The sequence below is a fragment of the Persicimonas caeni genome (assembly GCF_006517175.1).
Lineage (GTDB): Bacteria > Myxococcota_A > Bradymonadia > Bradymonadales > Bradymonadaceae > Persicimonas > Persicimonas caeni.
This window is the reverse complement of record NZ_CP041186.1, coordinates 226313-252279: the sequence shown is the minus strand read 5'-3', so window position 1 is coordinate 252279 and position 25967 is coordinate 226313. Positions and strand designations below refer to the sequence as shown.

The following is a 25967-nucleotide window of genomic DNA, read 5'->3' as shown; positions in this document are numbered from 1 at the left end:
ATCTTTGGGCGGCTTTCGCCAGTGCATCGCTCAGTCGAGCCGCGCATGGCGCGTCGAGCGCATGCGCAGGCCGACGAGTCCGAGCAGAACAAAAACGGCCGGCACCGCGTCGCTGGGCGTACCGTTCGAGGTGTCGCATGCACAACCCTCGGAGGGGGGCGGGTTTTCGATCACGACCATGGCGTCGGGGCTCGAACCGGTATCGGAGCCGGTGTCTTCGGAGCTGGCATCTTCGGAGCTGGCATCTTCGGAGCCGGTGTCTTCGGGGCCGGTGTCTTCGGGGCTGGCATCTTCGGAGCCGGTGTCTTGCTGCGGCCCGGAGTCGACTTCGGAGTCGGCTTCGGCATCGGTCCCGGCATCTGCTTGGGAGACATCGTCGCCGGAGGTGTCTTGTCCCTGGGATGTGTCCTGCTCGCCGACATCCTCGCCCGGATCCTGGCCGACGTCTTGGCTTACATCTTGTCCAGTATCTTGTCCGATGTCTTGTCCGATGTCTTGTCCGGTATCTTGGCCGGTATCTTGGCCGATGTCTTGGCCGATGTCTTGGCCGATGTCCGCGCCCACATCGGGGCCCGTGTCTCCACCTGCATCCGTTCCGGCGTCCACGCCTGCATCCGCTCCGGCGTCCACACCGACATCACCGTCGATGGGACAACCATTCGGCGCAGATCCTGCCTGGTTGGGGCAGTCGTCGTCATCGAAATGAACACCGTCACCGTCGGCGTCCGGTTCGACGACCGTGATCATGATATTTCGCTGCGTCGGCACCGAGCGGGTGTCCCAGGCGTGCAGCGAGACCGGATGCAGGCCGAGCTGGCCGGGCGTCGGCCGCCAGCTAAATTCACCGGTCTGACGGTTCATCGACGAGCCTGTGGGGCGGGGCACGACGTTGTAGACCAACTGCGGGCCGTCGACGTCGGTGGCCGCGATCGTAAACCGAAGCTCGGTTCCCAGCACCACGAACAAGTCGGTCGTCGGCGTGGGCGCCACCAGCGTGGGCGGGTCGTTGACCGGCTGGACCGTCACCGACACCGTCGCCGAATCGCTGCCGCCGTTGCCGTCGCTGATGCTGTAGGTGAACGAGTCGCTGCCGGAGAAATCGGCATTGGGCACATACTCGACTTGCCCCGACTGAGCGGTGGCGACGCCGTTCGTCGGCGCGCCGACCGCGTCGATGGTGAGCGGGTCGCCCTCCGGATCGCCGTCGTTGGCGAGCACGTCGATGATGACCGACTGGTCCTCGTCCACCGTGGCCGTGTCGTCGGCCGCCGTCGGTGCGTCGTTGGTCGCCGTGACCGTGATCGTCACCGTGGCCGTCGCTTGGCCGCCGTTGCCGTCGCCCACGGTGTAGGCGAACGAGTCGGTGCCGTTAAAGTCGGGGTTGGGCGTGTACTGAACCTGTCCAGATACCTCCGAGGCGGAGCCGTTGGCCGCAGCGCCGACGCTGACAATCGAGAGCGAGTCACCCTCGGGATCGGCGTCGTTTTGAAGCACGTCGACGAGTACCACGGTGTCCTCAACGGTCGAGGCCGCGTCGTCGGCCGCCACGGGCGCATCGTTGATCGGCGTCACCGCCACCGAGACGCTCGCCGTGGCCGTCTCTCCATGCGCGTCGCTGATGGTGTAGTCGAAAGTGTCTTGGCCGGCGTAATCCGCCGGCGGAGTGTACTCAATCTGCCCGTTTTGAACGACCGCCTGGCCATGCGTGGGCGACGTGACCGAATCGATGGTCAGGGCGTCGCCGTCGGGGTCGGAGTCGTTCTGGAGAACGTCAATCGTGACCGACTGGTCCTCGTCGACCGTCGCCGAGTCGTCGACCGCGTTCGGCGGCCCGTTGACCAGCGTCACGTCGACGGTCACCGTCCCTGTCGCGGTCTTGCGATGCGAGCGCAGCGTGCTGCTCTCGATGGTGTAGTCGAAGGTGTCCGTGCCCACGAAACCGCTGTCGGGCGTGTACTGAATCTGGTCACCCTGAATCGACGTGGTGCCGTTGGAGGCTGTGCCGACGGAATGGATGATGACGTAAGCCATGTCATCGTCGGCGTCCGTGTCGTTGGCCATGACGTCGATGAGCACGCTCTGTCCTTCGGGGGTCGTCGCCGAGTCGGGGTTGGCCACGGGCGGGTCGTCGACCGAGTCGACGCGCACCGTCACGGTGGCCGGCCCGGAGGTCGTCGTGCCGTCCGAAACGGTGTAGGTGAACTCGTCATAGACGGTCTGCTCGGTATTCGGTGTGTACAACACCGTGCCGGCGGCCGGATCGAGTTGGCTGAGAACGCCACCGTCGGTCGGAGAGGAGGTGATGGCGTAAGTCGGCGTCGTGTTTGCCGGAACGCGCCCGCGCAATTGGATGGTGATGGGTGTGTTCTCGTCGGTGGTTTCGGAGACGTCGAGCGCGTGGACCGGCTGGGCGTAGTAGGCGAGCGCCGCGCCTTCGTTGGGCTCGGTGTCCTCGTAGGTCGGTGCGCCACCGAGGATGTCGCTCAGGCCGTCGCCGTTGAAATCACCCGCGGCGACCGTGGAGCCAAGCAGCGCGTGGTCTTCGGGCGACTCGACCTTCCAGCCGAGCGACGCGCCGTTGGCGCCGCCTAGGTAGACGTAGAGCGCGCCGGCGCTGTCTCCAAAGAGACCCGAGGGTCTGTAGTAGGGGGCGCCGACGAGCAGGTCGTCGTAGCCGTCGGCGTTGACGTCGCCGGCCGAGGCGACCGCCGCGCCAAAGCGGGCGTCTTGGGCGGGGCTCAACTCTGACCAGTAGGTCGACAGGCCGGTTTGAAGGCCCGTGCTCGAGCCGAAGTACACGCGCACGAAGCCGTTGCACGACGAATTGGAGCATTCGGCGCCGACGATGACGTCGTCGAAGCCGTCGGCGTTGACGTCGCCGGCCGCGGCGACCGAGTCACCTATGCCGTGATTGGCGGGACCCTTCAACAGCGTGTCCGCAGGGTGGGTCATCGGCGCTTTCGGGCGCAGACCGGTCGACGAGCCGTGAAAGACGAAGGCAAAGCCGGGCTCGTTGGTAAAATCGGGATGCTCTGGCGCGCCGACGATGAGGTCGTCGAAGCCGTCGGCGTTGACGTCGCCGGCCGAGGCGACCGAGTGGCCGAACTCGGCGCCCGCTTCGTCGATGTGCATCGTCCAGTCCGGCGAAGAGCTCGGCCCGGTCGACGAGCCGTAGAAGACCACCGCGACGCCTTCGTCGGTCTCGCCGTCGTCGGCCCTCGGGTTGCCTGCGACGATATCGTCGAAGCCGTCGCCGTTGACGTCGCCGGCGGAGGCGACGGCCTGGGCGGCACCGCCCAGCGCCGTGCTGGGGCCCGTCGTGAAGCTCCAGTCAGCCGAGTTGGATGGGCCGCTCGACGAGCCGAAGTAGACGTGGATCGACCCGCCGCCGGTGACGATATCGTCGAAGCCGTCGCCGTTGACGTCGCCGGCCGAAGCCACCGCCTCGGCCCCGGCGCTCAGATAATTGTCGTTGTTGCTCCACACCGGTGTGTTGGCCAAGCCGGTGGCCGACCCGAGGTAGAGGTCGACGGAGGTGCGGAAGTTGGCCGGGTCGCGCCGATAGACCAGCGCATCGGCGTAGCCATCACCGTTGAAGTCACCGGTGCCGACCGAGCGGCCGACGTGGGCGTCTTCGAGTCCGCCGAAGAAGGTCCAACGGTCGCCCGTCTGGAACACGGAGGAGAGCTCGTTTCGGCGCGTCTGAACCGCCGCGGCCGCTCTGTCACCGCTGCCGTCGACCGACGCCGCAGCATCGAGCCCAGCATCGGGGCTTTCATTGTGCTGCGGGTCGTATTGGCATGCATTGATAAAGGCGGTCAGAGCGGCGGTCGCCGCTACGAGACGAGTGCTTCTAAACAACATGAATGCTCCGGACCAGGCTACGTATGACAATGTCTGACACTAGTGCACGGATCTGGAAATCCGTGTGCACTAGGACGATCGCAGACCGTGAGTATTCATGCGTAACATATTTGTTACATTCAAGTGCGCCCGCCCCAACCCCGCAAAGCAATCAGCAGGCTGGTCGTAATCACAGCAGGAGCATAGCTGAACCAATACGCCCAAACGGCCAGCATGCGGGAGTCGTTCAACTTGGCGGCGCGGCGCACGCCTGCCGTGACCATGAATGGGCCGACGAGCGCGAGCACTCCCCAGACCACAATCGAGGGGGGATCGCCGCGAAAATTCTCGGGGCGCAAGATGTGCGGAACCGCAAGACCGAGCGAGCCGTTCGCCGCCGCCATGAGGAGCACTCCACCGACAATCAGCAAGATAGCGCTTGTGTCATTGTCCCCGGATTCGCGCTCAGGTTCGCCCGATGGCAGGGCCGAGAGGGCCACGCGAAAGGCCAAGACGAGCGCGACGAACGACAGCAACCAGCCGAACATGCCGATGATGACGTACGGCAGCAGCGCAGCTCCGAGCGATGCGAGCACCAGCGCGGCGACCGAGCTGAAGGTGAGCACTCGGTAGGGCTTCACGGATTGGCTTGGTGGGGCTTTCGGTGAGTTAGTCATGTCTTCCCAATTCGCCCAACGTGGCGGCGACGACTCGGGCGAAGTCGTCGGTCGTGCCGAACAGTTCCGCGACGGCGTCCAATTCGAACAGCGCGTCCTCGATCAACTCGGCGCGCTCGTCGACCGAGCCCCCTGCGAAGAGGGCCCACTGGATCGTGCGAAGCTCGTCGTCGGTGAACGGGCGATCGATAAGCAGAAGGTCTTCTACAACGAGCCGGTCTATGAGTTGGTGTGCGGCTGGATCGGGCGCGGGGTTTTCACAGGCCATAGGGTGGTGCAGGTCGGCTTCGAAAACCGACAGGCGCACGCCGCCGTCGATCGATTCGGCATACCAGCCAGTCAGGTCGACGTGACGCGCGGCGAGCGCGACGGCGTCGGCGACGTGGTCGCACGTGGGGAGCACGAGCCCGCGGAAATTTGCCGTACACTCGAACCACATCGTCGGGTCCCGAGACTCGCCCATAAGGCGATGGGCATGGTCTCCGTCGCGGTCGACCTCCAGGCGCGCTCGCGAGACGGGATCCTCGCCGACTGTGCCTTCGGCGGTCGATTTCCCGGCGTTCGATTCGACTGCTCCCGTGAGCGATTGGGGCGCCAATGCCTGCGTCTCCAGCGCTATCGTGGGGCCGTCGAACAAGTCGACAATGGCCGTCCACCGTACACCCGAGTTGTCGAGTGCACCGGAGAGCCGTGCGCGGCGGACGCGGTAGTTGCGACCCGAGATCGACACTTGCTCTTCGGGGCCACGTAGCGCGGAGTCGAGTACGTCGTCGACGTCGCGGCCGTCCACCTCGGCGTGGGGGCTGCCAGACAGGCAAGCTCGGGCGTGAAAGTGCTCGAAGTCCGACAGGTCGGGGTCGAGCAACCGCGCCGCGAGCGCACGCATTTGGCGGCGAGTCGGGCGCGGCGGCGCCGTCTCGCGCATCAAACGCCAGTAGACACTTTCCTTCGGCTTTCGAAGGTCTTCGTCCTTCCATGGATGCCAGGGGAATTGCCGGTTCGCCTCGGCCAAAAGCTTTTCGCGGGTAGCGGGCGAGTCGGTGTCGCGGGCTTGGCGAACCGTTTCGACCAGTTCCTCGGTGCGCTCGGGATCTGGAACCGCCGGCGACAACTCCGGGATCGACGGGGCATCGATTCGCTCCCAAGTCCAGCGTGCGAGCGAAACAACGGGATCGGCGACACGTCGCAGAACGTCGGCATCGTAGATATCTTCACTTCGCCGACTCACCCACTGGCCGTCTTTGCGACGTATGCTACCGCGCTCGCCGGGGCCGACCCACACGGCGAAGCTGCCATCGTCGGCGACCTCCAGATCGGTGATGCGCGCGCCGACGACGCCCTCGATGACCGTCTGCATCGGGTGGCCTGCCAGGACGCGCGCGCTGTCGGCGTCCCAACCCACCAAGTAACCGTCGACGACCGGCACCGCGGGCGAAATGCTTCGCCACTGAGTGTCGAAGGCGTCGTACCAACAGCCGTCATGGTCGAAGAGGACAATCTCACCGGTGCGTCCGTTTTGAAGCGCGGTCGCCAGCACCCCTTCATCGGTCAGTCGGGCGACGAGCCACCCCTGGTAGACAGGCGCGACCTGCCAGCCAAATGGAGCGGCGTCGTTGGGGAATCCCCAGATAAAACCGCCCGACGAAGCAATGCAGATGCCGTGGCGCGTGGTCGTGATGCGAATCTCTTCGAAGGGCGAAAGCCGCTGGCCGTCGGCCGGAGCGGCGCCGTAGGCGTAGGCGGGCCCGTATGGCCATCGCACGGGCCGGGTTGCGGGAAGCTCGAACTCGGTGGGGGCGGCCGCTGCACTGTCGCCAAAGCGAAGCATTCTTCGCGAACCCGACACCCCTGTCGAGCTATCGGTGCCGCTGACGGCCCATATTTCGTCTTCGTTCACATAACAGAGGTCGGCGACGGTCGTGTCGAAGCGCCTTCGCTCGCCGGTTGACATGTCGACGCGCCAAGTCGCGCAGCGGTCACCGCCAATCCATACGACGTCTTTCGAAGGATGGACGGCGAGTGCGTCGAACGGTCCGTAGGAGCTGGCTTCGTCGAAGCCGTCGAGGCTTCGCGCGACGCCGTCTTTGACCCAGTCGAGGCGTCGACCTTCCCTGAACACGCTTCGGTTGCCGTCGGTCCAACATCGCATCGAATCACCTGTGCCGTGAGGTAGAGGCAAGGGGCTAAGAGTGTGCCGAGAGTATATGCCGTTGCAGCTTGGAAGACCACACTCAGTGAGGGTAAGCTCGGCCCGAGTCAATCGTGTACGCTACCTTCCAGATGTACCCATGAAAGATACACCCACATCCACGCCCCGCATCCCGCTCGGCGGCGGCGCGCCTCTCGTCGAGGCGCGATTTGTCGAGCGTCCCAACCAATTCGTGGTCATCGCCGAGCTCGACGGCGAGCAGGTCAAAGCCCATATGGCCGACCGCGGCCGCCTGCTCGACGTGCTCGTGCCCGGCCGGCCGCTGTTGCTCGCCCACCGTCCCGCGCCGCATCGAAAGACCGACTACTCGGCGGTCGCCGCGGTGGTCGACGGCCGGCTCGTCTCGCTCGACACCCAACTGCCCAACAAGCTCGTCGCCCGGGCGCTCGAGGCGGATGTCTTCGAGGAGGTCGCCGGCTACGCCCATTGGCGAAAAGAGAAGACCATCGGCGGGTCGCGCTTCGACTTTTGGCTCGAGGACGGCGAGCGAAGGGTGGTGCTCGAGGTCAAGTCGGTGGGGCGTCTCGACGCCGACGGCGTGGCGCGCTTTCCCGACGCGCCCACCAGCCGCGGGCGGCGTCACGTCGAAGAGCTCGCAGAGCTCGCCGGCGACGAGAACACACGCGCTGTGCTGTGCTTTTTGGTCCAGGGCGAGCACGCCGACCGGGTGGAGGTCGACACCGACATCGACCCGAAGCTGCATCGGGCGCTCGTCGAGGCGAGGGAGCAGGGCGTGGAGGTGTACGCGCGGCGCTGCTCGCTCGACCGGGACGGCTTGTGTTGGGGCACGGCAGTGCCGGTCGAGCTTTAGGTTTTTAGGAGCGAGTGCATCGTTGCTTTCACATACGAGGGCAAGATGCCCCCGCACCGAAGTCGAGGGCAAGATGACCCCGCACCTATGCTGTTCGGAACAAGTTTACTCAGGAAAGACGCCAGGTAATGTCGACCTCGTGGCGAGCCTGGCCGCGGGCATCCTGCGCATGGACGGTAAACGTCTCTTCGATGGGCTCGTCGGAGGCTTTGGCGCGAGCCACGAAGTCGGCGTAGCGATCGCCGTCGTCGCACCGAATCGTCAATTCTTCGAGCTCCGGCTCGCCGAAGCGGCCGTCGATTTCGATCATCTCCGGGGTGACGTCGGCAGCCTGGTTGCGAATGTGCAGCACCAGAAGCGCCACGCTGGCCGTCTCGGCGGCGGCGAGCACGGCCGCGTTGAACGTCTTCCCAAAGAGGTTTTTGGTCGTCCAGCCGCAGGGCAGGGTGGCGACGCATCGGTGGGTATCGATCTCCTCGAGGTACGTCCCCGTCACCCCGAGCACCGGCATTTTGACGAGCATGTACGCGCGAAACATCATCGGGTTGATGACGCGGTTGCGAAAGGCTTGTCCTCCCTCGCGAAGATCCATCGAGGCGTCGGTGCTTTGGTCGGTAGCCATGGTCGTGTTCTCCTGCAGTCATAAAAAAACCGATTCGTACCTTCAGACCGCGAAAGGTACGAATCGGTGCGAGGAGGTCAAGGGCGAAGGCGCGCATATTACTACAACGTCACTTCCCTCGCGGCGCCTCGCCGATCCATGAAACCGATGCCTGCGTTGCCGTCGCTCGACGATGCTCAGCCGCATCGCCCGCGCGCCAGCGCCTTGGCCTCGGCTCCATGGCCTCGCCGAGGGCGCTCACGTCGGAAGTGACGTTGTAGTATTATTTGCGGCGCATCACCAGTTGATATTCCAGCGGGTGGGGAAGCTGCTCGCTTGTGATCTTGACGTCGATTACGAGCTTCTTTCCTCCGTCTTTGAGACGGTAGATATTGGTGCGCAGGCCGTTCTCGCTGCGAAATTTCTGGACCATGCGGTTCTTCTCGAGCTTCTGAGACAGACGCATCTCCTCGTCGTCGCTATCGACCCATTTGACCGCCTTTCCGTTCGCCGGCGACTTCGCTTTGACGTTGCCCACGCAATTGATCGCCATGTCGTCGCCGCTGAAGATCACGTTCAGCTTCGGGCAGGGCTCGGTCGAATCCTTGAGCTCGCCGCGGGCGAAGGGGCGCTTGTAGAAGGACATCTTGTCGACGAGCTTCTCGATCTTCTTGTTGATCTTCTTGCGCTCTTTCTTCTTGCTGTTGGCGAGGACGTAGGTCCCGCTGAACTTCTTCTTTGCGTCGTCCGAGCCGGAGTCCTGCGCGCCGGCGAACGACGGAAAGACCAGGCAGGCAGCCAACGCCATCGACATCACTAGAAGCTGCTTATTCATGCCACACCTCTCTTAGAGCCAAAATCATTGCACTTGAGGCGCATGGTAGCGTGTTTGGGCGAACATTGCGACTCGAACAGATATACCTGAGCTTGTCTGCTGTCCGAGTCGATGGGCGCGTCGGAGTGAAAGACGACCTTCGAGCCGTCTGCCGAAAGACTGGCAAAGCCGTGATTCACTCCACTGCTGCCGAGTGGCTCTCCCTCCTTGCGCGGCACATGAGGCGAGATCCGTACGACTTTTCCGGTCTTCAAGTCTTTCAGATAAAACGGAGAGCGGCGCACGCGCCCAGGACCGGGCAGGTTGCTCGCGTCGGACTGAAACGCCACGTAGCGACCGTCCGCCGAGAGCGTGGCGCCGTGGCTTCGCGCGTTGGCTGGCTCTCCCTTGACATTCGTGCTCGCCAGGCGCATCTCGTCGGTGTCGAGATCTTTGACCGCGACTTGCCAAACGCCCGGGAGAGCATCGGGCGTGCGCACGGTCGTCCTGGCGTAGAAGACGACGCGCCGACCGTCGGCCGACACACTGGGGCGACACTTTTCGAAACCTGCGCCCGGCGAGCGAGCCGCGACCAACTCGACCGCGCCTGTCTGCATGTCTTTGACGAACACGCCGCCGTGCGGTGTGGCAACGTCGGCCAAATTCGTCGACTGCGATTCGAAGACCACATACCGACCATTTGCCGAGAGTTCTGCGTAGCGACTGTCGCCGTCACCTGGTGCGCCGTCCTTCGAACTGCTGACCGGCTGCAACTCTCCGGTCGGCAAGTGGTGGCGGTAGATTTGCGCGGGCGCGCCAAGATCCTCGGCGCTATGTGTTAGAAAGGTTACATAATCAGAGTTATCAGAGATGCGCGGCCAAAAGACCCGCATTTCCTTATTCGGATGACTGATGAGCTGGACCGCACCGGTCTCGAGGTTCTTCACGTACACTCGCCACGCCTTACCCTCCGTACCGTCGACGAGGTTGGATGCCCTGGAGGCAAAGACCAGCAGCCGGCCGTCGGCGGATAGGTCGGGATACATCGCGTGGGCGTTGGCCGGCGTACCGTCGGCGGCTCGGCTGGCGAGCCCGACGACGCCCGTGGCCAAATCGCGCGTGAAAATGTGTAGGTGCTTGGGGACCTCGTCGTCGTAGAGCTTCACGTCGACCAGGTTCGTCGCCTGGGACATGAAGGCCACGGTCGTGCCGTCGGCCGACACGGTCGGGTAGATGCTCGGTCCGTCGCCGGGCACCTCGTCGCCGGGCACCTCGTCGCCGGGCATCTCGTCGCCGGCTTGGCTCAAACGCTGCAGGGCAGGGGACTCGGCGCTCGCACCGCTTGGGAGGCAGAAGAGTACGCCGAGGAGGACGAAGGAGATAGTGTGGTGGTTCATGGCCGGGCTGCGTCCATAGTCCGTGAGTGACACGAACTATCAACGCAGCGACGGTCAATTTGGATCTACGGTGTGCTCACTCGAATACCAACGCGTCGTCCGCGATCGGCGCGTAGCGAAAGAGCACGCTGTCGAAAATGTAGTTTTGGTAGAGCCGCCACGGCAGCTTCTCGCCCTGGTTGGGCAACTCGTCGAGCGCTCGCAGTACGTAGCCGGAGTTGAAGTCGATGAGCGGGACGTCTGCGTCCTTTTCTTTGGGGAGTCGCGGCACGCACACGTCGAAGCCGTGCTCGTCCATATGCTCGAGCAGACGACAGGTCCACTGGCTGATGAGCTCGCATTTGAGCGTCCAGGAGGCATTCGTGTAGCCGACCGACATCACCGCGTTGGGGACGTTGCTGAGCATCGCGCCCTTGTACATCGTTTCTTCGCCCGGATCGACGACCTTACCGTCGACCTCGATGGTCGCTCCGCCGGCGATGACGATCTCGAGGCCGGTGGCGCTGACGACGATGTCCGCGTCGAGGTGCTCGCCCGAGCGCAGCACGATGCCCGTCTCGTCGAAATTCTCGATGTGGTCGGTGACGATGGAGGCTTTGCCCTCGCGCAGCGCGTCGAACAGGTCGTCGTCGGGCACGAAGCAGAGCCGCTGGTCCCACGGGTCGTAGCTCGGGTTGAAGTGGGTGTCGACGTCGACCACGTCTCCGATCGTCTCGCGCACCAGGTCGGTGATGTACTTGCGGGCTTGCTTCGGCATGCGACGCGAGAATTGGTAGAAGAGCATCAACCGCAGGATATTCTTCCAGCGCGTCACACCTGCGCCGATCTTGTCGCCCAGAACGCGCGTCGCCCACTCGGAAATGGCGTCGTCTTCGGGAACGCTCATCACGTAGCTCGGCGAGCGCTGCAACATGGTGATGTGGGCGGCGCGGTCGGCCATCGCAGGCACGAGCGTCACCGCGGTGGCGCCGCTGCCGATGACCACCACGTTCTTTCCTTCGTAGTCGATATCGTCGGTCCAAAACTGCGGGTGGACGAGCTCGCCCTCGAAGCGGTCGGCGCCCGGAAACTCGGGCATATGGCCGCGGTCGTAGCGATAATACCCGGTGCAAAACCAGAGCAGGTCACACGTGTAGACCGACTCCTCGCCGGTGTCGGGATGGCGCGCGGTGACCGTCCAGAGCGCGTCTTCGGACGACCAGCTGACCTTCTGGACCTGGTGGTTGTAGCGAATCTTGTCGCCGAGCCCGGTCTCCTCGACCGTGTCGCGCAGGTACTGCAGGATCGATGGCCCGTCGGCGATGGCCTGCGGGTCGGGCCACGGCCGAAACGAAAAGCCGAGCGTGTGCATATCGGAGTCGGAGCGAATCCCCGGGTATTGGAACAGATCCCAGGTGCCTCCAAGCGAGTCGCGTCCCTCCAAGATCGTAAACGTCTTGTCGGGGCACTCCGCCTGCATGTAGTGGCCCGCGCAAATGCCGGAGAGGCCGGCTCCGATGATCAGTACGTCGACGTGTGGTGTTTCCATGGTCCCTGCATGCTTTCGAAGAGTTGCCGGCATACTACGCGGTGTTGCCATCTGGCGCCATCGTTGCGTTCGTAGATGTAACAAAACATACTGTCGCAAATTGCAAGCTCGCAAGATGGGGGAACCGTCAGCCCGCGCCGTTGTCCTACCGTTGCCCCCGCACACCGACCCCGTGCCTCGAATCGAGCAAGCCGATGGATGACACGTCCGACTTTTTGCCGTGGTGGGTTCGCCACCAACGCCTCGTCCTCGCCGCTTCGGCGGTGGTGTTGGTCGCAGCCGTATCGGCGTGGTTCGTCGCCGAAACCCAGCTCGCCGCTGGCGTGGAGCGCTGCGACCCCGAGGCCGAGGCGGAGTTGGGGAGCGATGATTGGGCATCTGGCGTGGTGGACGTCGCGGCGTTCACCCCGCTCGACGAGCCTGGCGGTGGCGATTGGCGAGCGATTCACAAGGAGCCCAGGCAGTGCTTCTCCGACTGGCTCGACCGCAAGCGCCAGGATGTCACACAGGAGCGGCGAACACTGTATTTGCAACCGATCGGCAGCTTCGACGCCGAGGCGAGCCCCGATATGGAGACGCTGGCCGAATTCGGGCGCATCTACTTCGGCTTGCCGGTGAAAGTCATGGAGCCGCTCGACCCTGCGAGCCTAGAGCTCTCCAAGCGGCAACTCGGCGGCGAGGAGCAGTGGCTGACGACCGACGTGCTCGACGAACTCGAGACCCGATTGCCGAATGACGCCTACGCGATGCTCGGGCTGACAATGACCGATTTGTGGCCGGGGGACGGCTGGAACTTCGTCTTCGGGCAGGCGCGGCTGTCAGGCCGCGTGGGCATCTACAGTTTCGCGCGCTACGACCCCGGTCCCGGTGTTCGTCCGGCAGACGACCGCCGGCGGATGATTTTGCTGCGCAGCATGAAAGTGATGTCCCACGAAACCGGTCACATGTTCGGTATCACCCACTGCTTGCACTACGAATGCAACATGAACGGTAGCAACTCACTGTACGAGACCGACTCGCAGCCCATTCACCTGTGTCCCGTCGATCTCAGAAAGCTCCACCACGCCGTCAGCTTCGATATTCATCGACGTTATTTGGCGCTCGCCGAGTTTTATGCAGAGCAGGGACTTGTCGAGCAGGCCGAGTTCGTGCGATTGCGGGCTTCGACGAATCAACCGAAGACCGATTGAGCAGACGGGGCATCACGATGGACTTTCGAGAATACCGCGAGCACGACGCCGTCGCTCTCGCCGAGATGGTACGTAACGGCGAGGTCTCTCCAAGTGAACTGGTCGACGCGGCTGCCGAAGGGCTCGACGCGTGGAACGGCCGGCTGAACGCGGTGGTCGAGTCGTGGGTGGACCAAGCGCGCCAGACGTGCCAGTCGAACGCGCCCAGCGGTCCGCTGGCCGGAGTGCCGTTTCTGATCAAAGACATGCTCGAGTGGGAGGGCCACGCGATGACGCTGGGCTCGCGGCTCCTCGACGGGTACGACTCCCAGAGCACGCACCCGTTGGTCGAGCGCTACCTGAAGGCGGGGCTCCTGCTCGTCGGGCGCACGAATATGAGCGAGCTCGGCTTGATGCCGGCCACCGAGCCCATCGTCTACGGCCCCACTAAAAACCCGTGGGACGTGCAACGCTCGCCAGGTGGGTCGAGCGGCGGGTCGGCAGCCGCGGTCGCCGCCGGAATCGTGCCGGTGGCCCACGCGGCCGACGGAGGCGGATCGATTCGCATCCCCGCCTCGGCGTGCGGACTCTTCGGGTTCAAGCCCAGCCGCGGGCTCACCGTCGAAGCTCTCGACGAGGTGCCCGAGGGGTTCGTGTCGCACCATTGCGTCAGCCGTACGGTGCGCGACAGCGCGCTCTTGCTCGACTTGTCCACCGGCGTCAGCCCCGGCTCGCGGTGGCGCCCGCCGGCGACTCGCTCGTGCGCCGAGGCCGCCCAATGCGACCCCGAGCCGCTCCGAGTGGGCGTGATGTTCACGGACTTCTTGGGAGAGGCGCTGCATCCGGCGTGCCGCGCCGCCATCGAGAAGACCGCGCGTCATTGCGAGGACCTGGGCCACGACGTCGTCGAAATCACCCCGCCCATCGACGGCCTCGCCTACCGGGCCGCCTTCAGTCAGTTGTGGGCGGTGGGAGCGAGCTTCTTTTTGAAGAGAGTGCGCGCCGAGCTCGACACCATGGAAGAAATCCCGGCGCCCGTGGTGCGCCTGTTGCGGCTTCCGGGCACACTCGAGGCGGCGTTGCGCGCCGCCCAGGTCGTCGGCTTCCCGATGGTCGAGCCCCTCACGCTTCGGCTGGCCCGTCACTCCGACCGCATGAGCCCGGCGGACCTGTGGGTCATCTGGCAGCAACTCAACGTGGCGACCGCCGACATGACCCACTTCTTCGACGACCACGACGTGCTGTTGACCAGCACCATCACCCAGCTTCCCTGGAAGACCGGCTCGTACGACGCCGCCGGCCAAACCCTCGAAGAGATCGAAGAGTCGCTGTTCGCCTATGCCGGCTTGACCCCCATCGCCAACACCGCCGGCCTCCCGGCGATGTCCGTGCCGCTGCACCGCCACGAAGGGCTGCCCGTGGGCACTCAATTCATCGGCCCACACGGCGCCGACGGCACGCTGCTGTCGCTCGCCGGCCAGCTCGAGCGAGCGCAGCCTTGGGTGGAGGTCGCCACCCGCGGAGAGTGATTGGCGAGAGCGCGAGCGTGTCGCCCCACTAGTTGTTCCGACGACGAAACGCGATGACACCGCCGCTAAGCACCACCAGCCCGGCGAGTAGCGGCAAGAGGTCGCCGGTCATCGAATAGAGCGTGCGCTGGCCCTCGACCGGCACCGCAGTGACCATTACGTGCACTCCCTCGCGGTCACGGGCGCGTCCCCTCGCCACACCATGAGCGTCGAAGACTGCGCTGGTGGCGTGGCGTACCGAGCGCGCGACCGCGAAACCTCCCTCGATGCCCCGCACGGCGGCCATCTCGGTATGATACGGGTCGATGCCCTCCCAGTCGCTCGACGGCACGACCGCCAGATCGACCCCCAATCGCGCGTGCTGCAGGCCAATCGACGGAAAATCGTAATCGTAGCAGATGGCTCCGGCAGCTCGGCCGTAGGGTCGGTCGTGGGCGACGAAGGGGGCATCGCCTTTGATGGAACCCTCACCGGGCACCGGATGGTGCTTCAAATAGTCTTCGATGCCCCCCTCGGGGGTCATCCAGGTGAATTTGTTCTCGAACTGCTCCATCCCCTCGCGAGGGACGACATAGGCCATGATGATATCGACATCGTGGAGGCGCGCGAGTTGGTGGCCGCGCTCCAGCAGAGCAGCTTCGTCGTCGGCATCGACAGAGGTCGCGCCCTCGTTCCACACGATCAGATCGGCGCCACGCTCGGCGGCAATTTCGGTGCGTTCGAAAAGCGTATTGGTCGCTCGGGCGAGCTCGGCGTCGTCGGGAGGCGCATCGGGCCCGAGGCGAAGATCGCTCACCACGGTCCCGATACGAACGATTGGGCCCTCCAGCGGTTGAAAGAGCCGGAACACTCCCCAGCCGTGCGCCAAGAAGATGACGGCGGCGAGCACCGCGGCGGGTCGACGCCACCAGCGAGCGTCAGGTTCAGCCAGCGCAACCGCGATGATCGCTGACGTCAGGCCGAGCAAGCCGGTCACCCCCGAGAGTCCAAAAAGCGAGGTCGTCTGCATCAACGCCAGGTTGTCTATCTGGGTGTAGGCTAGCGCACCCCAGCTTCCCATCTCACTAAACCCGGACGAGGCCCACTCCGACACGATGACGAGCGCCGGGAAAATCGCCAGCCCCCAGCGGTCACCAGCCCGCCGGCGCAGCCACTCGAAGAGCACGTAGAGCACCGCAGACATCACGGCCGACGGAACCGAGAACATCAGCGCAAAAAACCAGGGCAGGGGCTCTGTGACGATTTTGAGTACTGCCAAGAATGCAGCGACTTGAAGCACCCCGGCGAAGACCAGCCTCGACTTCCATCCATCCGTGTGCCGCAGATAAATCAGCCACGGAACGCTCCCAATCCAGCCTGCCAGAGCGACGTTGTAGCGCATCCCCGATATGGCGGTCAGCACAATCCCTGCGAGCAGCCAATGATACGGGCGTGTCTCAAGGCCGATTAGTCGAATCGTAGAAGGCTTCTTTGCTGCGCTTGTGCTCATCACTGTCCGAGCTTTCAACCGGGCCGAAGTCGAGTAGGGGTCTATAAGACTATAGCAAGTTACTTAGGGCTTGCCGCAAATTCTTGGCAATTCCCCGCACACCAACGTGTGCATCAGCTGGTCGACTCGATCTCAGGGGACAGTCGAATCTCCTTGTGGTACGTGTACCCGACACGACACTCATTCGTTCGACAAACCGCCGGGTTCGCGGGGGCGCCCTCGCAAGCGGCGACGAGATACTCAACGGAGTCCGATATGTCCGTCCCCTCCGCCGTAAAGCTGCTCGAGCAATTCGATTCTCTTTGCCACGACGAGCGCATGCGTGTGCTGGGCTTGCTCGCTCAGCAGCATGCCGACAGCTCCGAGATCGACCGCCTCATCACCGAGTTGGAGGCCGGTGAAACTTTCGAGTCATTCCTCGCTGTGCAACTCGCCTCGTTGACCGGGCGGGTCGAGCCTCTTCGGCGGGCGCTGGTCTCTGGTTCGGCGCTGGTCATGCAGTCGGCTGCCAAACATTTGGCGCGGGTAGCCGGCGACGCAGACACGCTCGTGAACGCCTACGAACGAGCGGTCCCGGCGGTACGGCGCAGTCTTCTGCGTCGCATCGTGCGGCAGGAGCGCACGGAGGCGGCCGAGGCGCTGTTCCCGAAGGTCCTCGCCGAGGCTGGACCAGCGCGCGCCATGGTGCTGCTGCCGGCGTGTGGTTCCCAGACCGTTCGCGAGGCGCTCGTCAACTACGAGTACGCCGTGTCCAACTGGAAGTCATTGGCCATGCGCCATCCCGACGTCGTCTTGGCGACACTACGGGAGCGTCTCGAGGAGGCGAGTGTCGCCCAAACAGCGACAGTGTGGCGGCGATATCACCGGGCGGTGGGGGCCTTGTGTCTCGAACACGCAGAGGACATCGCGCAACTCGCCCTCGAGTACGGGCCGGCCGAGAGTCTTCCGTTCGGCTTCGAGGTTATCATCGGTGTGCTCGCCCGTCGCGTGCCGCAGCTGACCTTCGAGTTGCTCACCTCCGAGAAGAACGTGCCGAGACTCCAAGCGCGGGGGCTCCCGTCGAGCCTACTCGGAGCCATTCGCTCATTGAGCCCCAAACATCGCCGCAAGTTCGCCCGGATCCTCGGGCGGTCCCCCGACCATCTGGCCGAGCTGCTCTCCGCCCACGCCCCGTCCGAGCGAGCCGAGCTGCTCGAACACGCGCGCAGCGAACTCGATGCGGCCCGTGCGCCGTGGAGTCAGGCACTCCTCGAGGTGCTCCCCCATGAGGCTCGCCATCGCGAAGCCAGGCGAGTGTTGGAGCTGGAGGACATTCAGTCGGACCCAATTCAACGCCTGCAGTTGTCTGCCTACCTTCCTTTGGAGGAGGCCCGGTGTGTTCTCGAAGAGGCGACCCGGGCTTCCGATGCAGGCGAGAGAGCTATCGCTCTCGGTAGTTTGGTGCGCTGTGCCGGCCTGAACCGCCGCGGCGTCGGGGAGGTGCTCGAGTTTTGCCAGAAGATCGAGAATGACCAAGACCCGGTCAGACGCGCCGTCTACCGCGCGCTTTCCGAATGCCCGCCGACAGTCTTCCAGGATGCGCACGCCGAGCTGCTCTTTTCGGTGATCGCGTACGCCTTCGACGCACGCGACACCTCCTGGCAGACCCGAACCCCCATCCGTGATTTGTCGGTGCGCCTTCTTCAAGCCAACGCGACACGTCCGCAGGGGCAGATTTTTGCGCTGGCCTTGGACCTCATCGAACAGCTGGCCAAGCAGTCGGGGTATTTGTGGGTCGACCTCGAGCATCGTCTGCCGCGTGGGGCGGAAGAGCCGCTCATCGAGGTGCTCGAGAAGCCACTGCGCGACTCCGTCGAGCGCGAGGAGTACTCGCTGCTCTTCCTCTTTGCGCGTGCTCTCGGTCGCCGCGCTTGGAACTCGGAGGTCATTCAGTCGCTGCTCGAGAAGGCCACGCGCGCCAAGCCCGACAGCGTGGCTCATACCGCGATTGGCCTCTGGCTCGAGCACCCTAAGACCAGAGACGAGCGGGTGGTGGAAGTGCTTCGTCGCGACCGCAGCGCGATTCGGCTGTGGACGGTCTTCCAACACGTGCATCGGCGCCGCCAGGACTTGCTCGACGCCTATTTGACGAAGCGCGCGATTCTGGGGCGGTTCCTGTCTGGCGAGACCATCTACGTGGTGCCGGCGACCCATGGCTTCTTCCGATGGTTGCCGCGACAGCAGCGCGCTTACGGCGAGTTGCTCGACCAGCTCATCGACGATGAAGGCAACTCGACCTGGAACCGAACGTCGGCGATGCGGGTGAGGGCGAGGCTGCTCACCACCCGTCTCGAGGACCTCGCACCGTGGGTCGCGTCCGACGACGTTAATATCGCCGAGGCGGCGCTGCACGGGACCTCGCACCTCGATTGCCCGGCGCGCTCGTGTTCCTTGCTCGCCGAACATCTGGGGTCGAGCAGGGCGCGCGTGGCGATGTACTCGATGCACCGCGCCGCGAGCTACGCACCGTTGGCTGCGGTGCATCGGCTGCTCGGCACGATCCTCGAGCGCGACCGTCTCAAAGTAACCGTCGAGAAGGAGGCAGTTCGACTGCTGTCTCGTTTTCCGAGCAAGGAGAATGTCGAACTGCTCTTCGACTATGTCGACGGGCGCGACCTCCACCGCGACGTCAAGATCGCGGTCGGACTCGCCGCCCGCAATTTGCTGCACCTCGGGCGCGCCTGGGATATCGTCGAGATGCTGGCAAAAGACGGTAACCGCTATGTGGCGTCGAGCTTGGTCTGGGAGAGTTGTGCGAGCTTCTCCACCGTCGATGCTCGGCGTTATCTCGACATCATCTTGAAGGTCGCGCGTCACGACGATCCCATCGCGCAGACGTCGGCCGTCACCGCACTCGCGCGCTGGGCCGAGGTCGACCCCCACAAAGTTGCCGGCGTCGGAGAGCAACATCTCTCGGACCTCGACTCGGACTGCTGGAGGGAAGGACTGCGCGCTCTCGAGAGGGCCTCGCGTCATGGCGACGTGCGGCAGCACATCGTCGGTGCGGCCTGCACACTGCGCACCCTCGAACTCGACGCCCAGCCCGAAGCCGAAGCCGACCGAGACCTGCCGGCGAGGCAACGCCTCAAAGCACTGACCGCCCGCTTCGGCCAGTTGGGCGAACCGTGGGCTTCCGAGCTTCGTCCGCTCCTGCGCGACTTGGACCGGGAGCTCTCCGAAGATCCGACGTTGGCGGCGCTCCGCGTCGGCCTTCGGCTCGCCGCGCTTCAGTTGGACTCAGTCGAGTCGGCGCACGATGATCTGGTCGAGTTACTCGACGACCTTCGCGACACACACCTGACGCCGGCGGAGCTGAGCCGCCGCTTTTCATCCCATGCGAGCACCGTGCTCAGTGCGCGGAATGAATCGGTCTTGCGTTCCCTCACTGGTGTGATGGCCGACTCGCAAGACCAGCGCCTCCGTCGGATGAGCGTCGCCTTGCTCTCCGTGGTCGGCCCACGTTTTTATTGGCCGCCGGATACGGTCGAGGTGTTGCGTCAGCTTCGCCGCGATGATGATATTGCCGTGCGCACGGCAGCGCTCGATTTGTTTGTCGCCGCCGAGTGATGTCGAGACGTGCAACGCCATTTAGAGGAGAGAAGCGATGAAGCAATTTTCCCAAGCATGCCAACGAAACCAGGAGCCGATCTTGGAGGTGCTCCAAGAGGTGCTCGCCGACGCCGAGCGTGTGCTCGAAGTGGGGAGTGGCACCGGTCAGCACGCGGTCTTTTTCGCGCGACACCTGCCGCATCTCGTCTGGCAGCCGTCCGACCGCCCCGGCTCGCTCGACAGCGTGCAGGCTTGGCGAGATGACGCCGCACTCGACAATGTGTGCGAGCCGGTCGCCCTCGACCTGTTCGAAGAGTCGTGGCCGGTGGGCGAGTTCGACGCGTTCTTCTCGGCCAACGTCATCCACATCGCCCCGCTCGAGGCCGCCGAGCGCCTCTTCGGCCATGCCAAAGCGCACCTGCGCTCCGGTGGGCTCGTGTTGTTCTACGGCCCGTTTCGCTACGCCGACCGCCCCCTCGAGCCGAGCAACGAGCGCTTCGACCATTGGCTTCGAGAGCGCGACCCCAATAGCGGCATCCGCCTCTTTGAAGACATCGAGGCGTTCGCTCATCGCCACGATTTCACGCTCATCGACGATCGCGCGATGCCGGCGAATAATCGGATGTTGGTGTGGAAGAAGCATTGATGGTCGGACTCCCACAATTAGGGGCATAGCCGATGGGCCCCGACCCTGGGGGTTGCGTCTCGGCCAAGCTTGCTGCAGACTGCCCACACTTTGGCAAATGGAGTGGCGCAGCCGCACATGGTGACCACCCCTTCTGGGGGAATGGGTGCTCTGGCATCCCTGTACTTGGTGTGGAAATTCGAGCGTCCACGGCCCTGAGATTCGCAGGGGACCCAGCATGAGCAAGTACGATCAGAAGCCGGCGCCCGGCCAGTGGGTGCGGGTGCATTACAACCTCCATATCGGCGGCCTCTCAGTCACCAATACCCAGAATCGCGTCATCTATCGATGCGACACGGCCTACCTCGAAGACGCCGAGTTCCGAGTCAGCCAGACGATGCGCCAGCGCGTGGTGAGCGGGGAGCGTCGCACCGTGCACGCCAAGGTGCACGGGCGCTGGGTCGAACCCTCCGATGAACCAGAGTTGCCCGTCCCCGTGCGCTACAACCCCTTCGTCTCCGGCTCCTTCATCACCGTCGACGACCAGCAACCCGTCGAACACGCCTCCCTCGTCAAAATCGACGACAACCGGTGTTACGTCGCCGAAAAATGAATCGCGCAAGCCTGTTGTGATGTCGGGCGGACCGTTCTATGTTGGATGTGTTCTAAGAGTTACATGTCTGGTTTTTTAATGAGTTAGGACCCCCCTGTGATCACTCCTCCTGCTATTTCTTGGCTCCGTTTTCCTGCGACCGCCGCGTTGTCGGTGGCGCTCCTCGCGTCGGGTTGCGTCGGCGACGAGACCGACGCTCCGAACAACAACGGCGACAGTGCCCAGACCTGCACGGGCAAGTGCGACTCGACGGCGTCTGCGTTTCGCCCGCTCGTCAGCCTGACGCTGGTCGCCGACGAGGCGTTCGACGATCCCGTTTCTGAGGCCGATGCCGGCTCGACGGACACGGGCTCGGTCGATGGAGGCTTCGCCGACGCCGACGCCGGCGCCGCGGACGCGGGCACGGCCGATGCGGGTTTCGCAGACGCTGGCACCGCGGACACGGGCACGACCGACGCAGGTTTCGCAGACGCCGGAGACGAGACGACGGACGCAGGCTCGACGGACGCGGGCTCGGCGGACGCCGCAGACACCTCGACCGACGCCGAAGACGAGTCGTTCCGGCTCGTGGCGGCCGTCTCCGACGAGCAGCTCGAACAGCTGACCGGCGACGAGGCCCTGTCCGCCAAGATCTGGGCTCTCACCGGCGACACCGCGGCCGACGAGCCGCTTCAAGCTGAACTCAGCTACGATGCCGAGCGCGCGACGTTCGTCTCCGAGGCCATCGACCTCGCCACGTTGCCCAGCTGGGACACGCTGAGCATCCGCGTGTCGGGCTCCTTCGACGACAAGCGCTTCGAGCAGACCTTCGAGTTCGCCGCCGGCGAGTCCGAGGGCACCGAAGTCGTACCCGACCCGTTTGCCGCCGCCAAAGACGTCGAACTCGCGGTCATCACCATCGACCCCGAGCTTCCGGCTCCCGACTACGACTACCCCAGCACCGACGCGCCGTTCCGCCTCTCCGGCACCGAGTTCTGGCAGAAGTGGCCCGGCGGTCACAACCCGACCTACAGCTACTCCGAGGGCACCGAGGCGGGGCGCAAGTGCATGACCGCGGCCGCGATTCGCTTCGAGGCCATCATGGCCGACCCGCCCGAAGCCCTGGTCGAGCTCGAGGAGAACTCCGAGTGGGGCGGGCGCTTCTTCAACTGGAACGACGACTACAGCCACGAAGACAGCACGGGTTATCCCAGCGGAGCAGTGCTGTGGGCGTGGCGCACGCATCTCATCAAGTGGATCAGCCAGACCGGTGATGACGGTCGGTGCTACCTGCCCACGCGCAGCCTCGTCGAGCGCGCCGCCGCCAACTGCCTCCAGAAGGCCGAGCGCAGCGACGGGGAAATCCAGGGATGCCAGGCATATTGACGGGGCGCTGCGACCGAGCGCCCGAGCTTTCCGTTTTTTGAAAGATATGTTGAAAGATACAAGGATGAACCCGTGACACATCGCAGCTATTTGGCAGGTATTTGCCTCGTTAGTGCAGTGGGATTGGCAGCATGTAGCGGTCCCGACAAGAGCAAGCCCCTGGAGTCGCAGCTCGGCTACGACACCCAAGAGAGCAAGCTCGTCATCATCTTGAACCGTGATCTGCAAGGCGGCGAGAAGCTGCGCGCTCGCGTGCGCTCCCTGGCCGAGGGCGACAGCCTCGACTGCAAGTCGATGGCGCCCGACATGCCCGCGCATAACCAAAATCGCGGCGACCACGTCTACACCGGCCCGGCGGTCGACCTGTCGATGTTCGAGAACGCGACCACGCCCCACAGCCTCTTGGGCGAGACCGAAGAGCAGTACCAAGAGCGCCTCGAGAACACCTATTACGTCGACGTCTGCATCCAGGCCGGCAACGGCATCGTGCACCAGGCGCGTTACGATATCCGCCAGGCGCTCGACCGCCTGGGTGAGAACGGCAAATTCGACGCCTACGACGACGGCGTGCGCATCGTCAGCAACCAGGCCTACGCCGAAGCCTGCATCACCGAGATGGGCGATATCCCGTTCTGGGGCGAGCGCATCGGCGGTGGCCCCGGCACGCTGGCAGTGGCCAACACGCTGACGCTCGACGAGCTTATCAACGACGTCGGCATCCGTTCCGACCGCGCCCAGCTCATCATCGACTATCGAGCCGGTGAAGACGGCGAGCTCGACACCGACGACGACCGGACCTTCGAGGACATCGAGGAGCTCGACGACATCGACGGCATCGGCGAGGTGACCATCGCCGACCTCCAAGCGTACGCCGACTCCCAGGGCGACCGCTTCGCGCCGCCCGACTGGAACACCGTCGACTGCACCGAAGTCGGCACGCCCATTCCCTCGACCGTCGACGGCGTCCCCCAGGACAAATGGGTCGACGAGTGCGACAACCCTCAGACGATCTACAGCCACTGCGAGCCCGACGCTCGCACCGGAGCCAACGGCCCGCGCGTCGCTCACGCCCGCAACGAAGAGGGCACCCACTGGGTCCTCCTTTGCCGCAAGTCGCACCGCGAGACGGTGGGCCGCTACAACGACATGGCGATGATCGGGCACAACCCGTTCACCGGTCAGACCTGCTTTTTCCAGAACCAATTGCCCAACGGTGAGACCCACCGCCCGTCGAACGACGGCATGCAGATCCCGCACCCGGCCGACAACGTCAAAAGCGAGGCGTCGCCGCAGATGTGGAGCGACCTGTGGGGCGGCATCGAGGGCGGCATCGGCCCCGACGGCGGCATCCAGTGCCAGGGCTGTCACAGCACCGACCCGTTCATCCACACCCCGTGGATCGACGGCGCGGTCGACGAAGACGGCAACACGGTCGTGCCGAAGATGGGCGAGCACCCCGACTTCGTCGAGGGCTACAACGGCCCCTACAAGCTCGTCGACGCCGAGGACCAGGGCTGGGAAGAGCCCCGACACCTCGTCAGCGAAGAGGCGAGCGCGTGCACGAGCTGCCACCGCATCGGCATGGACCAGTGGACCTCGCCGAGCACCAACTCCTCGCGCAACAACCCCGACGGCGGCTGCGTCTTCTGCGGCCAGGCCCCCTGGCTCGACCGCCTCGAGGGCGCCGACACCCGCTGGGAGACCCTGTTGACCGAGAGCCACAAGGCCTTCGAATTCGTCTACTGGATGCCTCCGAACGCCCACGACGTGCTCAACGAGGAGCTGTGGGCCGACTCGGAGTACAAAAAAGCGATGGACTTCATCCGCCACTGCGCGGAAAACCCCGGCGACGGCGCCTGTGAGTGGGAAGACCTTCCCAAGCAGCCCGGCGACCCGACCGAGCTTCCCGAGGTCGAGCTGAGCGGCGAGGAGCTCGCCAAAGAGGCGCTCGCCATCCTCGGCGCGCCCTACGAGGCCGACGGCGAGTCGAGCGAGGGCACCCGCCGCTGCGGCGAATGCCACGCCACCTCGCGCTTCGGCTTCCGGAGCTGGCGCAAGCGCACCGTGACCGCCGTCCAGGACGGCATCGACATGAAGGCCGACGTCGAGTCGATGACGCCCGAGAAGGCGCGCGAGCTCGTCAACTACATGCGCCGCGACGACAACGAAGAGAGCGTCTTCGCTGCTTACAAAATTGGCATCATGGCCGCCGGCGCGCAGTTCCCCTTCTTCACCAGGCTGTTCGAGAAGGCCTACGGCGCCGACTGGGGCCTCGAGTACGGCGCGTTTTTGCAGCGCGTGAGCATGCCCAAGGGCAGCCACCCGCCGCTGAGCGCGCGTGAATTCGCCATCGTCTACAAGTGGTTCACCGAGGAGGGCCTCGCCCACCTCGACGAGTTCCTGCCCGAGACGCCGCCCCCGGCGACCTGCGACGACGTGCGCACCCGCTACGGGCTGACCAACTCGATTCCGTGGCTCGAAAACCACGTCGACGACATGCAATTCGACGGCTGGGGCGCGCGCAACCAGGAGAACGGCATCAACATGTTCGGTTGCACCGGCTCCGACCCGCTCAACTGCTTCGAGGACGGCTACACCGAAAAGGCCGACTGGGCCCACGAGGCCGTCGCCGACAGCCGCGTCGTCGAGATCCGCGACCTCGGCTTCGACACCTCTTACTGGATGCGCTCGTCGGCCGACGGCCGCTTCGTGGGCAACGGCGGCGGCAACAAAAACGGCTTCCGCGCCACCATCACCGACCTGGTGACCGGCGAAGATATCGGCGTGCGCGGCTCGTACGACCCGGGCTTCTTCCCCAACAACGACGGCTTCATCATGCAGGGCGCCGGCGCCGGCCTCTGCGGCCAGTCGGTCCTGACCCAGCAAGACGCCATCGAAGACGGCATCGACTTCAGCGAAGCCGGCTGCACCAACGCCGAGGGCATCAACCTGTACCAGCACGTGGCCGTCAATACCGACGGCGGCGACTACTTCGTCATCAACAGCGAGTTCACCAGCGACCCGGGCCGCGGCAGCGAAGACCCCGAGGCGCCGTTCTACGAAGGCTCGACGATGAAGTTCTCGCCGATGGTCTTCGACGGAACCGAGTGGACCCAAAAGGAAGCCGTCGTCGTCGACTCGCCCTACGAGGGTGACTCGGTCTTGTCGCCGTCCGGCAAGATGGTCATCAGCCGCTTCGCCGGCCCCGACGGCGACGCGCTCGGCTACATGATCCGCAAGGTCGACGCGACCCCGAACGCGCAGGGCAGCTACGACATCGACATCAGCCAGCCGGTCCAGTTTTTGTGCACCCCGGGCGCCAAGGCGAATATCTCGTTCGACGAGCGCTACTCGGTCACGCACCACTACGAGAACGACACGGCCAACCTGTACCTGACCGACATCATCACCGGCGACACCTATCAAATCACCGACATGCCGGCGAAGACCCGCGCGCTCTTCCCGCACTTCCGCTCCGACGGCTGGATCTACTTCCTCGTCTCCGGGCCCGACGGCGACAAAGCCGTCGCCTCGGACGCCGCGATTCGCTTGGCCCAGCAATTGTAGGAGTTCGGTTTTGTTTGCCTTACAGCCTCAACCGCCTCAATGACCCGATTCGGTTTTTAAGCCGACCATACCCACCCCCGTTGCCTCGCCCACTCGATCCGAATCAGCGAGGAGGCGTGGGGGGCGACCGATCGGGAGGATC

16 protein-coding genes are annotated in these 25967 nt (G+C 64.6%); 8 read left to right on the top strand and 8 right to left on the bottom strand.

Features of this window, described 5'->3' with window-relative positions; all coding sequences use genetic code 11:
- Positions 1 to 30 precede the first annotated feature (30 nt).
- From FIV42_RS01065 to FIV42_RS01055, 3 genes are all read right to left on the bottom strand, one after another.
- On the bottom strand, positions 31 to 3864 hold the full coding sequence (locus FIV42_RS01065; RefSeq protein WP_141195871.1) for an Ig-like domain-containing protein: 3834 nt from the start codon (positions 3862 to 3864) through the stop codon (positions 31 to 33).
- Between the two features lie 119 nt (positions 3865 to 3983).
- Positions 3984 to 4484 (bottom strand): hypothetical protein, encoded by a 501-nt coding sequence (locus FIV42_RS01060; protein WP_141195870.1) that lies wholly within the window; start codon positions 4482 to 4484, stop codon positions 3984 to 3986.
- A 28-nt stretch (positions 4485 to 4512) separates the two neighbouring features.
- On the bottom strand, positions 4513 to 6669 hold the full coding sequence (locus FIV42_RS01055; protein ID WP_141195869.1) for a hypothetical protein: 2157 nt from the start codon (positions 6667 to 6669) through the stop codon (positions 4513 to 4515).
- Positions 6670 to 6808: 139 nt separating this feature from the next.
- Here FIV42_RS01055 and sfsA point away from each other — a divergent pair, with 139 nt between their 5' ends.
- On the top strand, positions 6809 to 7540 hold the full coding sequence (gene sfsA, locus FIV42_RS01050) for a DNA/RNA nuclease SfsA (protein ID WP_168210310.1): 732 nt from the start codon (positions 6809 to 6811) through the stop codon (positions 7538 to 7540).
- Between the two features lie 109 nt (positions 7541 to 7649).
- Here sfsA and FIV42_RS01045 read toward each other — a convergent pair whose 3' ends face one another.
- The 4 genes from FIV42_RS01045 to FIV42_RS01030 all read right to left on the bottom strand — a co-directional run bounded on the left by FIV42_RS01045 (position 7650) and on the right by FIV42_RS01030 (position 11880).
- Positions 7650 to 8162, bottom strand: coding sequence for a DUF4442 domain-containing protein (locus FIV42_RS01045; protein WP_141195867.1), 513 nt, complete (start codon positions 8160 to 8162; stop codon positions 7650 to 7652).
- Positions 8163 to 8424: 262 nt separating this feature from the next.
- A complete protein-coding gene (locus FIV42_RS01040) occupies positions 8425 to 8976 on the bottom strand; it encodes a hypothetical protein (protein WP_141195866.1) in 552 nt (183 codons plus the stop codon).
- Complete coding sequence (locus FIV42_RS01035) at positions 8973 to 10352, bottom strand: TolB family protein (RefSeq protein WP_141195865.1); 1380 nt, start codon at positions 10350 to 10352, stop codon at positions 8973 to 8975. The genes FIV42_RS01040 and FIV42_RS01035 overlap by 4 nt, the downstream gene beginning before the upstream one ends.
- A gap of 76 nt (positions 10353 to 10428) precedes the next feature.
- Positions 10429 to 11880 carry a flavin-containing monooxygenase gene (locus tag FIV42_RS01030; RefSeq protein WP_141195864.1) on the bottom strand — a complete coding sequence of 484 codons (1452 nt, stop codon included), beginning with the start codon at positions 11878 to 11880 and terminating at the stop codon, positions 10429 to 10431.
- A 194-nt stretch (positions 11881 to 12074) separates the two neighbouring features.
- On the opposite strand from FIV42_RS01030, the gene FIV42_RS01025 reads away from it, so the two are divergent.
- Together FIV42_RS01025 and FIV42_RS01020 are read left to right on the top strand one after the other, a co-directional pair.
- Positions 12075 to 13070 carry an archaemetzincin gene (locus FIV42_RS01025; RefSeq protein ID WP_141195863.1) on the top strand — a complete coding sequence of 332 codons (996 nt, stop codon included), beginning with the start codon at positions 12075 to 12077 and terminating at the stop codon, positions 13068 to 13070.
- A 17-nt stretch (positions 13071 to 13087) separates the two neighbouring features.
- A complete protein-coding gene (locus FIV42_RS01020) occupies positions 13088 to 14578 on the top strand; it encodes an amidase (protein WP_141195862.1) in 1491 nt (496 codons plus the stop codon).
- A 28-nt stretch (positions 14579 to 14606) separates the two neighbouring features.
- On the opposite strand, the gene FIV42_RS01015 is transcribed toward FIV42_RS01020, so the two are convergent.
- Positions 14607 to 15980, bottom strand: a complete 1374-nt coding sequence (locus FIV42_RS01015; protein WP_168210309.1) for a nitrilase-related carbon-nitrogen hydrolase — start codon at positions 15978 to 15980, stop codon at positions 14607 to 14609.
- 342 nt (positions 15981 to 16322) lie between these two features.
- Between FIV42_RS01015 and FIV42_RS01010 the strand changes: the two genes are divergently transcribed.
- From FIV42_RS01010 to FIV42_RS00985, 5 genes are all read left to right on the top strand, one after another.
- A complete protein-coding gene (locus FIV42_RS01010) occupies positions 16323 to 19673 on the top strand; it encodes a hypothetical protein (protein ID WP_141195860.1) in 3351 nt (1116 codons plus the stop codon).
- Positions 19674 to 19710: 37 nt separating this feature from the next.
- Positions 19711 to 20301 carry a DUF938 domain-containing protein gene (locus tag FIV42_RS01005; protein ID WP_141195859.1) on the top strand — a complete coding sequence of 197 codons (591 nt, stop codon included), beginning with the start codon at positions 19711 to 19713 and terminating at the stop codon, positions 20299 to 20301.
- 217 nt (positions 20302 to 20518) lie between these two features.
- Positions 20519 to 20893 (top strand): hypothetical protein, encoded by a 375-nt coding sequence (locus FIV42_RS01000; RefSeq protein WP_141195858.1) that lies wholly within the window; start codon positions 20519 to 20521, stop codon positions 20891 to 20893.
- 153 nt (positions 20894 to 21046) lie between these two features.
- Complete coding sequence (locus FIV42_RS00990) at positions 21047 to 22258, top strand: hypothetical protein (protein ID WP_168210308.1); 1212 nt, start codon at positions 21047 to 21049, stop codon at positions 22256 to 22258.
- Between the two features lie 123 nt (positions 22259 to 22381).
- The gene (locus tag FIV42_RS00985; RefSeq protein ID WP_141195856.1) at positions 22382 to 25825 is read left to right on the top strand and encodes a ComEA family DNA-binding protein; all 3444 of its coding nucleotides are present in this window, start codon (positions 22382 to 22384) and stop codon (positions 25823 to 25825) included.
- Positions 25826 to 25967: the final 142 nt, after the last annotated feature.